Origin of the sequence: Paenibacillus pasadenensis, from assembly GCF_023715725.1 — a bacterium.
GTDB classification, from domain to species: Bacteria; Bacillota; Bacilli; order Paenibacillales; family Paenibacillaceae; genus Paenibacillus_O; species Paenibacillus_O pasadenensis_A.
Map to the genome: position 1 here is coordinate 87563 of NZ_JAMBOT010000016.1, position 10092 is coordinate 97654.

The window sequence follows — 10092 nt, forward strand, 5'->3', positions numbered from 1 at the left end:
CAGTTGGACCATGGCCAGAATTGTGCAGAATGTAACAGAACTGATCGGAGATACGCCGCTTGTCCGTTTGAACCGTTTGGTGCCAGAGGGCAGTGCAGAGGTTTATGTGAAACTGGAGTACCAAAACCCGGGCTCCAGCGTTAAAGACCGTATTGCGATTAGCATGATCAACGTAGCCGAAGAGCAAGGTCTGATCAAGCCGGGCGTGTCGACGATTGTCGAACCTACCAGCGGCAACACGGGTATCGGCCTGGCCATGGTCGCAGCGGCCAAAGGATACCGCGCCATCCTGGTTATGCCGGAGACGATGAGCTTGGAGCGCCGCAACCTGCTGCGCGCTTACGGTGCTGAGCTGGTGCTCACGCCGGGAGCGGAAGGCATGAACGGAGCGGTTAAAAAAGCGGAACAGCTTGCGGAAGAGAACGAGAACTATTTCATTCCTCAGCAGTTCAAAAACCAAGCGAATGTGAAAGTTCACCGTGAAACGACCGGACCTGAAATCGTTGAAGCGATCAACTCGCTTGACGGCAAGCTGGATGCTTTTGTAGCCGGCATCGGCACGGGCGGCACGATCAGCGGTACCGGTGAAGTTCTGCGCAGCAGCTTCCCGGACATCAAGATCGTTGCGGTTGAGCCTGCTGCTTCCCCGCTGCTGTCTGGCGGCAAGCCGGGCGGCCACAAGATTCAAGGCATCGGCGCCAACTTCATTCCAGAAATTCTGAATCGTGATATTTACGACGAAGTAATCACGATTGAGAACGAGGAAGCGTTCGAATTTGCCCGCCGCGCGGCTAAAGAAGAAGGATTGCTCGTGGGCATCAGCTCCGGTGCCGCTATCTCCGCTGCTCTGCAAGTAGCCAAAAAGCTTGGCGCTGGCAAACGCGTCATCGCAGTTGTCCCAAGCAACGGCGAGCGCTACCTGAGCACGGCGCTGTTTAACTTCGAGAACTAATTCTGCCTTAACGTTCAACCGGCCGTTTCCCTCCTGGCGAGGGGGACGGTCTTTTTTTTTGAATGCAGAACGGAATGAACAACCTTGATTTTAGGCCAAAGAAAAGATACGATCAGGCGATAGAAGAGCGGTGAAAAAGGAACGGAGCCTCGAGCTGACCCGCAGAAGCGGTACGGCAGCTGGTGAAGCTTTTCCATCAGCCTGAAACAGATGAGCACGGAAGGCGGTACGGCAACGATGATAGGAACGGTCTGCACCTCTTGGGCGCAATGGCGGGAATGGCTGGAGGATGAAAAGGCGTATACAACTTTGCCCGTGCTTGCACGATTAAAGCTCACGGAAGGGCAGGGGCTTCCGATTAGCTGGGAGACGGCATGGCAAGCGGAGGAGCCGTATTCCATGTTGATGGAAAGCGGCAAAACCGGACGGTATACGTACCTTGGCCGTCGTCCGTCGGCCGTGCTGCGGGGCAAAGGAAATATCGCCGAGCTGATGAAGCGGAATGCAGCGGGAGGTTATTCGCTTGAATCCCGGTTGGATGCGCCTCCGCTTGAGGCGGTTCGCCACTGGATGGAAGGCCGGCGGGGCCCGAGAATTGCCGGCGGTCCGAAGTGGACGGGAGGCATCGCGGGTTTTTGGAGTTATGATGTTGCCCGCTCTATTGAGCGGCTGCCTGAGCAGGCCGAGGACGATCTGCAGCTGCCGGATTATTTGTTCCTGAAGCTGGACGAGCTATGGATATACGACCGGCAGGAGAGTTGTGTGTACGCAGCGGTTCACTGTGAGCTGGATTCGCAGCTGCGAGCAGAGCCGGCTATGCAGGCTCAGTACGACAAAGCGGCTGTACGCGCCGGGGACATGCTCCGGGAATGGACCGAATGGCTGGAGACGGCTGCTGCTGCCGAGCGTACGGCTTCGCGGCGGGCATTGCTGGAGCAGAGCGAAGCGGCGGGAGAGCTGCCTTTTCCTGATGTGCCCGAGGGAGCTTCAAGTCCGTTTCTGCAGGAGCGGTATCAGGCGGCAGTAGCGGCCATTCGCGATTATATCGCAGCTGGAGACGTGTTTCAGGTGAATCTGTCGCTGCGCCAGCAGAAGGAAACGGACAGCTCGCCGGAGGAGCTGTACGAATGGCTCAGGCTGATTAATCCCTCTCCTTATATGGGGCTGCTGCGTGCGCCGGATTTTCAGCTCGTGTCGGCATCCCCGGAGCTGCTGGTGGAATTGTCAGAGGGCCGTCTGTATACCCGTCCTATTGCGGGGACGCGGCGCCGGGGCCGCACGCCGGAGGAGGATGCCGCTCTCGAGAATGAGCTGCGCCAGAACGAGAAGGAGACGGCCGAGCATATTATGCTCGTCGATCTGGAGCGCAACGATTTGGGCCGGGTATCCCGTTTCGGCAGCGTGCGCGTGGAAGAGCTGATGGTCGTGGAACGATACTCGCATGTCATGCATCTGGTGTCGCAGGTAAACGGCGAGCTGGCGGACGGACTTGATGCTTATGACGTTATCCGCGCTGTTTTTCCGGGCGGGACGATTACCGGAGCGCCGAAAATCCGGACGATGGAAATCATCGAGGAGCTGGAGCCGGTGCGCAGAGGGCCTTATACGGGTTCGATGGGCTGGATTGACTATAGCGGGGATATGGAATTTAATATTATTATCCGCACGATGGCGGTACGGAATCGCACCGTCCATATCCAGGCCGGAGCGGGAATCGTCATCGATTCCGAACCGGAGCGGGAATACCGGGAGTCGCTGAACAAGGCGAGAGCGTTATGGCGCGCTTTTCAATATGCTGAATTGCATCGCACACACGGTGCGACATCAATCGACAGGGGGCCAATTCTATGATTCTGGTCATCGACAACTATGATTCCTTTACGTACAACCTGGTTCAGTATCTGGGCGAGCTGAAGGAAGAAATTATCGTGAAGCGCAATGACGAGATCACCTTGGATGAAATTGCCGAGCTGGCTCCGGATCATATTCTGATCTCGCCAGGGCCGTGCTCGCCGAACGAAGCCGGCATCAGCCTGGCGCTGATAGAGCGTTTTAAAGGCGTCATCCCGATTCTTGGCGTTTGTCTTGGCCACCAGTCGATCGGACAGGCTTTCGGCGGCGAGGTCGTCCGGGCGGAGCGTTTAATGCACGGCAAAACTTCGCCTATCCATCATACCGGCAAAGGCGTGTTCAAAGGATTGCCTTCTCCGTTTACGGCGACGCGTTACCATTCCCTCATCGTCCGCCGCGAGACATTGCCGGATGAACTGGAAATTACGGCAGAAACGGCCGAGGGTGAAATTATGGGCCTTCGGCATAAGGAATATCAGGTGGAAGGGGTTCAATTCCATCCGGAATCCATCATTACCGAGAACGGCCTCAGCATGCTCCGCAACTTCTTGGCGGAGAAGGCGCCGGCGGTCAGATGAAGATTGGTTATAACGGAACCGTGGCGAGCGCCGGAGATGTTCGCATCTCCGTGTTTGACCACGGTTTTTTGTATGGGATGGGTTTGTTTGAAACGTTCCGCACCTACGGCGACCAGCCTTTTTTGCTGGAGCGGCATCTGGAGCGGCTTGCGGAAGGATGCCGCAGGCTCCATATCCGTTATGAGCCGGACGCGGAGCGCCTAACGGAGCTGATTCGGCAGACGGCCGAGGCAAACGGATTGCCGGACGATGTGTACGTGCGGCTTACCGTATCCGCCGGAGAAGGAGGCCTCGGTCTTCCGGCCGGCGATTACGAGGAGCCGCAGGAGATTGTGCTCGTAAAGGCGCTTCCCGAACCGGCGCCGGGCCTCTACGAGCATGGCCGCGAGCTGCGTCTGCTCGCCACGCCTCGCAATACGCCGGAGCTCGGGTTGCGCATGAAGTCGCTCCATTATATGAACAGCATCGCCGCCAAACGTGAATTGGCGGACAGCGGGGCGTCACCCGGCGCTGAAGGGTTCATGCTGACAAAGGAAGGCTGGCTGGCCGAAGGCATCGTCAGCAATCTGTTTTTTGCCTCTGGCAAAGTAGTGTATACGCCGTCGCTCGATACGGGCATTTTGCCGGGCATTACACGGGAGCATGTGCTGCAGCTGGCGCAAGAAGCTGGCTTTAGCGTTCAGGAGGGGCTATATACCTGGGAGCAGCTGCTCCAAGCCGATGAGGTATGGACGACCAACTCCATTCAAGAGCTTGTGCCTGCAACACTGTTGACCGATGCGGCCGGCAGAGGAAAGCATCCGGCCGCAGGCTTCACGGCAGGGCCGATGCTTCGGAAACTGCTGCAGCTATATCGTGCGGGAACTGGACGGAATCAGGGCTTTTAGCCGCTTTTTTTCGGGAAAGAGAAATAGGAGGCTGCTATGTATACGAGAAATCTGAGCTGGGAAGTCCCGGCGCGCAGCTATGAGCTGTCCGGCGGAGTGAGGCTTGAGCTTGGCAGTCGGACGCTTATTATGGGCATCCTCAATGCAACGCCGGATTCCTTTTCTGACGGAGGCCGGCACAATGAAGGGGATGCGGCTGCAGAACACGCCCGTCAGATGGCGGTCGATGGCGCTGATTTGATCGACGTCGGCGGAGAATCGACCCGGCCCGGCTTCACGCCAGTGCCGCTGGAGGAAGAGATTCGGCGGGTTGTGCCGCTGATCGCCCGGCTGCGCGAGGAGCTGCCCGGCATACCGCTTTCCATCGATACGTACAAGCCTGCTACAGCGCGCGCCGCTCTGGAGGCGGGAGCTCACATCATCAATGATATTTGGGGGCTGAAGCATGACCCCGAGATGGCTCGGGTAGCGGCTGAATTCGGCTGTCCGGTTATTATCAGCCACAATCGGGAGCAGCGGGATTACGGAGATTTTGTACCGGATGTGCTGTCCGATCTGGAACGCAGCATCGAGATCGCAGCTGCCGCAGGGGTGCGTGACCACAACATTTGGCTCGACCCGGGAATTGGTTTTGCCAAAACGTACGACGACAATCTGGAGCTGATGGCCCGTCTTTCCGAGCTTTCCGCTCTTGGGTATCCGGTGTTGCTCGGCACCTCGCGCAAGCGGTTCATTCGCGATACGCTCGGCCTTCCCGTCGAGCAGCTCAAGGAAGGGACGGCAGCGACCGTTGCGCTTGGCATCGCCCAAGGCTGCCAAATTGTCCGCGTGCATGATGTTGCTGAGATCAAACGGACGGCAACGATGATGGATGCGATGATATATGGAAAGGATGGAACAGACTCCCGATGGACAAAATGACACTTAATGGCATGCGCTTTTTTGGATACCATGGCGTATTTCCGGAGGAAAACAAGCTCGGCCAGCAGTTCCGGATCGACCTTAGCCTCAGGCTGGATCTGGAACAGGCCGCCCGCACGGACGAGCTGGAGTATTCCATTAACTATGCTGAGCTGCATGCGCTCACCAAGCAAATCGTGGAAGGGCCGCCCTTCAAGCTTATCGAGGCGCTGGCAGGCCGTATTGCAACCGTTCTGCTTGAGACTTATACTGGCATTAATGAATTGACCGTTCGTGTGACGAAGCCGAGTCCTCCGTTCGAAGTGTTTTTCGACGGCGTTGTCGTCGAATTGGTGCGAAAGCGGGATGAGCATGGACAAATCGTTCCAGCCTGAACAATCGGCTGTGCCGGTTCGGAAGACTGCAACTGCCTATATCGCTTTAGGCTCTAATATTGGAGACCGAAGCATGATGCTGGCCAGCGCCTTGCAGCTATTGGATGGGGCTGAAGGTGTAGAAGTGATGCAAGTATCGTCCGTTTATGAGACGGACCCGGTCGGTTACGCCGACCAACCGGCCTTTTTGAACATGACGGCTGCTCTTTCGACCGCATTGGAACCGCTTGAGCTGCTTCGGCTGTTGCTGAAGCTGGAGCTGGAGCTTGGCCGCGTCAGAGAGTTTCGCAACGGTCCGCGGGTCATCGATCTGGATCTGCTGTTAGTTGATGATGTATCGCTGAGCTTGCCCGAGCTGGAGCTTCCTCATCCGAGAATGCTGGACCGGGCATTTGTCATGGTGCCTCTGTCCGAGGTGCTGGAGAAGGGCCATCCTCTTCTCGAACAAGCCAAGGCCATGGCCGGGGCCGCATTACGGGATGGAAAGGAAGGCATTGTTTTATGGAATACGATCAATTGGCGCAGCGCGTCCGCGCCTTTCGGAAGCTAAAGGGTTACACGCAGCAGGAGCTGGCGGATAAGCTGGAGGTTTCCGTCGCCGTGCTGGGCTCCCTGGAAAGAGGCACGCGCAAACCGGAGTCGAAGTTGTTGGAGAGAATCGCCAAGACGCTTGGCATTGACTACGAAGAATTGACTGCCGCTGCCAGCGGCGGTCTCCGATAGAAATGAGGTAACATTTGTATGCTTAAGATCGGCAATATCGAAATGAAAAATAATGTCGTTCTCGCCCCGATGGCCGGCGTTTGCAATCCGGCATTCCGCCTGATCGCCAAAGAGTTCGGAACCGGACTCGTCTGCGCCGAGATGGTCAGCGACAAAGCAATTGTACACGGCAATAAGCGCACGCGCGAAATGCTGTTTGTCGATGAGCGCGAAAAGCCGCTCAGCCTGCAGATTTTCGGCGGTGACCGGGAATCGCTCGTGCAAGCGGCGAAAGTTGTCGACAAAGAAACTAACGCCGACATCATTGATATCAACATGGGCTGCCCTGTTCCAAAAGTGACAAAATGCGACGCCGGCGCCCGCTGGCTGCTAGACCCCAACAAAATTTATGACATGGTCAGCTCCGTCGTTGACGCGGTAGAGAAGCCTGTCACGGTGAAAATGCGGATCGGCTGGGACAGCGAGCATATTTTTGTTGTAGAAAACGCGCTTGCCGTAGAACGCGCCGGCGGTAAAGCGGTCAGCGTGCACGGCCGCACCCGCGAGCAGCTTTACACGGGCCGCGCCGATTGGAACTATATCCGTCAAGTAAAGGAAGCCGTCGGAATCCCGGTCATCGGCAACGGCGATATATCGTCTCCTGAGGATGCTAAGCGCATGCTGGCGGAAACGGGGTGTGACGGTGTGATGATTGGCCGAGCCGCACTTGGCAATCCGTGGATGCTGTACCGTACTATTCACTACTTGACGCATGATGAGCTGCTGCCTGATCCAACTGCCCAAGAGAAGATGGAAATCGCTATTCTCCACATGGACCGGCTGATTGCACTTAAGGGCGAAGCCGTAGCGGTGCGTGAGATGCGCAAACATTTGGCCTGGTATCTGAAGGGTTTGCCTGGAGCCGCCCGGATTAAGGACAACATTATGGAAGAGACAAGCCGCGATGTTATGGTTCATATTTTGAACGACTACATCGACTCCCTCAACCGCGGCGAGCATACAGCCGCCGTTTAAACGCCGCCGCTCCTATCCTAGTACCGGTCAGAACAAGGGCGCCCGCGCGCAAGCCTCTTCCGTGAAGAGGACGGCGGGCGCTTTTCTTTTCGGTCGGACGGGCAGCGATGGGCTCGCATTGACACACCGGGTTCAATTGCATATAATCTTGCAATATAATCCTGCACCGACTGTTCCTGGGGTCGGCCTTACCGAGCCTTTCTGCCGGGCAACCCCTTTATTTTCTGAAATATCCTTCAGCAGGGTACAAGCAAATATGCCACGACAGGAGACATCGGCTATGAGTGACAAAGAAGTGATTCTGACTCAGGACGGACTCAAGAAGCTTGAAGAGGAACTGGAGAATCTCAAATCGGTCAAACGCCGTGAAGTGGCCGAGCGGATTAAAGTTGCCATCGGTTATGGCGACATCAGTGAGAACTCCGAGTATGAGGATGCCAAAAATGAGCAGGCTTTCATTGAAGGGCGCATCATCACCCTGGAAAAAATGCTTCGCAACGCCCGCATTATTAATAACGACGATATCGCTGTCGACACCGTAAGTGTCGGCTCCATTGTAACGGTAGAAGATCTTGAGCTTGGAGATACGATGGAGTACACCATCGTCGGCACCGCGGAGTCCGATCCGCTGCAGAATAAAATCTCCAACGAAAGCCCTCTCGGCCGAGCCATTCTTGGCAAGAAAAAAGGAACGACAGTGGAAGTCAGCGTTCCTGCCGGAGCAATCCAATACAGAATCGTCGACATTAAGAAGTAGGGCACAGGCAACGCGACAACCAAACGGCGAGTTTGAAGCTTCCTTTTATAGGGAGCTTTTTTAAAATATAAGCGGGTATCATGCTTAGCTTATATTCACGGAATGAAACGTGCTGCGCCAGTAAGGACGGCAGCAGCCGTTTCACCTTGCGGCTAAGGGCAACGAATAAGGAGATGAATGGGAATTGAATCAGGAAAACGGCACATTGGAAGCACAGGAACAAGACTTAAGCGAACTGCTGCGCATTAGAAGGGCTAAGCTCGACGAGCTTCGCGATCTCGGCGTTGATCCGTTTGGCTCCAAGTTCGAGCGCAGTACGACGGCAGGCGCAATTTCTACGGAGTTCGGAGAATTCAGTAAAGAAGAGCTGGAAGAGAAAAGCGCAGAGGTGCGCATTGCGGGCCGCATTATGCAAAAGCGCGGTATGGGTAAGGCGTCCTTCGCTCATATCCAGGACCTTACCGGCCGCATTCAGATCTACGTTCGCCAGGACACGGTGGAAACATCGCAATATCAGGCGTTTGATTTGCTTGATATCGGCGATATCGTCGGCGTATCCGGCACCGTGTTCAAGACAAAAACCGGCGAAATCTCCGTAAAAGCCAAAGAAGTAACTGTGCTTAGCAAGTCTCTGCTACCGCTGCCGGACAAGTTCCATGGCCTCAAGGACGTGGAGCAGCGCTACCGCCAGCGTTATGTCGACCTGATTACGAATCCCGATGTGCAGCAAACGTTCATTCTCCGTTCCCGCATCATTCAATCGATGCGCCGTTATCTGGATTCACTCGGCTACCTGGAAGTAGAAACGCCGACACTGCATGCGATTGCAGGCGGCGCGGCGGCTCGTCCGTTCATTACGCATCATAATGCGCTGGACATGCAGCTGTACATGCGGATCGCAATCGAGCTGCATTTGAAACGTCTAATAGTAGGCGGCCTTGAGAAGGTATACGAGATTGGACGCGTTTACCGCAATGAGGGAATGAGCACGCGCCATAATCCTGAGTTTACGATGATCGAGCTGTACGAGGCTTATGCGGACTACAAGGACATTATGTCGCTCACCGAGAATCTGATTGCTCATATCGCGCAAGAGGTTCACGGCAGCACGGTCGTTCAATACCAAGGCCAGGAGGTCAATCTGACTGTTCCTTGGCGCCGTGTTTCTATGATGGAGCTTATTAAGGATGCAACAGGAGTCGACTTTACGGAACAGCTTACCTTGGAGGATGCGCAGCGTCTCGCCAAAGAGCATAAAGTGCCGGTAGAGCCGCACATGACCTATGGACATATCGTCAATGCATTCTTTGAGCAGTTCGTCGAGCATACGCTTGTTCAGCCTACATTTGTAACGGGACATCCGGTCGACATCTCGCCGCTGGCAAAAAAGAACGATCTGGACCCAAGGTTCACGGACCGTTTTGAGCTGTTCATCGTATCTCGTGAGCATGCCAATGCGTTTACGGAGCTCAATGATCCGATTGACCAGCGTCAACGCTTTGAAGCTCAGCTCGTAGAAAAAGAAGCGGGCAACGACGAAGCGCATGAAATGGACGAAGATTTCATTCGCGCGCTGGAGTACGGTATGCCGCCTACCGGCGGACTTGGCATCGGTATCGACCGTCTTGTCATGCTGCTGACCGATTCGCCGTCGATCCGCGACGTGCTGCTTTTCCCTCATATGAGAAACGAATAGATTGATGACCGCGCCAGCATTAGAGCTGGCGCGGTTTTAGTTTTATCGGACGATATGAAAAGGCAGTTCGTGAGCGCCGTGTTTATACAATAAATGCACTCCAGAAAGATCAAATAAAAAAGGTGAAATTAATTTAAAAAAAGACTTGCATCTGTATAGGCGGGCGTGATATATTATCTAAGTCGCCGCTGAGAGGCACGACGATGTGAAGCAATAAAGCGAATTTGTTCTTTGAAAACTGAACAACGAGTGAAGCAAGTCAACGTTATAAATGAGCAAGTCGAACAACCCTTTATGGAGAGTTTGATCCTGGCTCAGGACGAACGCTGGCGGCGTGCC

At 55.2% G+C, this 10092-nt stretch carries 11 protein-coding genes; all 11 read left to right on the forward strand.

The annotated features are described in order from the left end of the window. The first annotated feature begins 10 nt into the window (after positions 1-10). Positions 11-952: a cysteine synthase A gene (gene cysK / locus M3223_RS22280; protein WP_251565751.1), complete on the forward strand. Its 942-nt coding sequence runs from the start codon at positions 11-13 to the stop codon at positions 950-952. Positions 953-1189: 237 nt separating this feature from the next. Continuing rightward, positions 1190-2803 carry an anthranilate synthase component I family protein gene (locus tag M3223_RS22285; protein WP_251565753.1) on the forward strand — a complete coding sequence of 538 codons (1614 nt, stop codon included), beginning with the start codon at positions 1190-1192 and terminating at the stop codon, positions 2801-2803. Then, positions 2800-3381 (forward strand): aminodeoxychorismate/anthranilate synthase component II, encoded by a 582-nt coding sequence (pabA, locus tag M3223_RS22290; RefSeq protein ID WP_251565755.1) that lies wholly within the window; start codon positions 2800-2802, stop codon positions 3379-3381. The genes M3223_RS22285 and pabA overlap by 4 nt, the downstream gene beginning before the upstream one ends. Next, positions 3378-4268, forward strand: a complete 891-nt coding sequence (locus tag M3223_RS22295; protein WP_251565757.1) for an aminotransferase class IV — start codon at positions 3378-3380, stop codon at positions 4266-4268. The genes pabA and M3223_RS22295 overlap by 4 nt, the downstream gene beginning before the upstream one ends. Positions 4269-4304: 36 nt before the next feature. Continuing rightward, complete coding sequence (gene folP, locus M3223_RS22300) at positions 4305-5189, forward strand: dihydropteroate synthase (protein ID WP_251565759.1); 885 nt, start codon at positions 4305-4307, stop codon at positions 5187-5189. Beyond that, entirely contained in the window at positions 5177-5563 is a 387-nt protein-coding gene (folB, locus tag M3223_RS22305; protein ID WP_251565760.1) for a dihydroneopterin aldolase, read from the forward strand. The genes folP and folB overlap by 13 nt, the downstream gene beginning before the upstream one ends. Further along, positions 5535-6113 (forward strand): 2-amino-4-hydroxy-6-hydroxymethyldihydropteridine diphosphokinase, encoded by a 579-nt coding sequence (gene folK / locus M3223_RS22310; RefSeq protein WP_353057727.1) that lies wholly within the window; start codon positions 5535-5537, stop codon positions 6111-6113. Before folB ends, folK begins: the two co-directional genes overlap by 29 nt. Further along, entirely contained in the window at positions 6065-6286 is a 222-nt protein-coding gene (locus tag M3223_RS22315) for a helix-turn-helix domain-containing protein (protein WP_251565762.1), read from the forward strand. The genes folK and M3223_RS22315 overlap by 49 nt, the downstream gene beginning before the upstream one ends. Positions 6287-6304: 18 nt before the next feature. Then, positions 6305-7300 (forward strand): tRNA dihydrouridine synthase DusB, encoded by a 996-nt coding sequence (gene dusB / locus M3223_RS22320; RefSeq protein WP_251565764.1) that lies wholly within the window; start codon positions 6305-6307, stop codon positions 7298-7300. A gap of 280 nt (positions 7301-7580) precedes the next feature. Then, positions 7581-8057 carry a transcription elongation factor GreA gene (gene greA / locus M3223_RS22325; protein WP_251565766.1) on the forward strand — a complete coding sequence of 159 codons (477 nt, stop codon included), beginning with the start codon at positions 7581-7583 and terminating at the stop codon, positions 8055-8057. Positions 8058-8241: 184 nt separating this feature from the next. Then, positions 8242-9753 (forward strand): lysine--tRNA ligase, encoded by a 1512-nt coding sequence (gene lysS, locus M3223_RS22330; RefSeq protein WP_251565768.1) that lies wholly within the window; start codon positions 8242-8244, stop codon positions 9751-9753. The last annotated feature ends 339 nt before the right edge of the window (positions 9754-10092 follow it).

Bases quoted from the DNA above. Each gene is read 5' to 3' on its own strand.
- dusB (WP_251565764.1), top strand. From the start codon at position 6,305: ATGCTTAAGATCGGCAATATCGAAATGAAAAATAATGTCGTTCTCGCC.
- pabA (WP_251565755.1), top strand. From the start codon at position 2,800: ATGATTCTGGTCATCGACAACTATGATTCCTTTACGTACAACCTGGTT.
- folB (WP_251565760.1), top strand. From the start codon at position 5,177: ATGGACAAAATGACACTTAATGGCATGCGCTTTTTTGGATACCATGGC.
- greA (WP_251565766.1), top strand. From the start codon at position 7,581: ATGAGTGACAAAGAAGTGATTCTGACTCAGGACGGACTCAAGAAGCTT.
- M3223_RS22315 (WP_251565762.1), top strand. From the start codon at position 6,065: ATGGAATACGATCAATTGGCGCAGCGCGTCCGCGCCTTTCGGAAGCTA.
- folK (WP_353057727.1), top strand. From the start codon at position 5,535: ATGAGCATGGACAAATCGTTCCAGCCTGAACAATCGGCTGTGCCGGTT.
- cysK (WP_251565751.1), top strand. From the start codon at position 11: ATGGCCAGAATTGTGCAGAATGTAACAGAACTGATCGGAGATACGCCG.
- M3223_RS22295 (WP_251565757.1), top strand. From the start codon at position 3,378: ATGAAGATTGGTTATAACGGAACCGTGGCGAGCGCCGGAGATGTTCGC.
- M3223_RS22285 (WP_251565753.1), top strand. From the start codon at position 1,190: ATGATAGGAACGGTCTGCACCTCTTGGGCGCAATGGCGGGAATGGCTG.
- folP (WP_251565759.1), top strand. From the start codon at position 4,305: ATGTATACGAGAAATCTGAGCTGGGAAGTCCCGGCGCGCAGCTATGAG.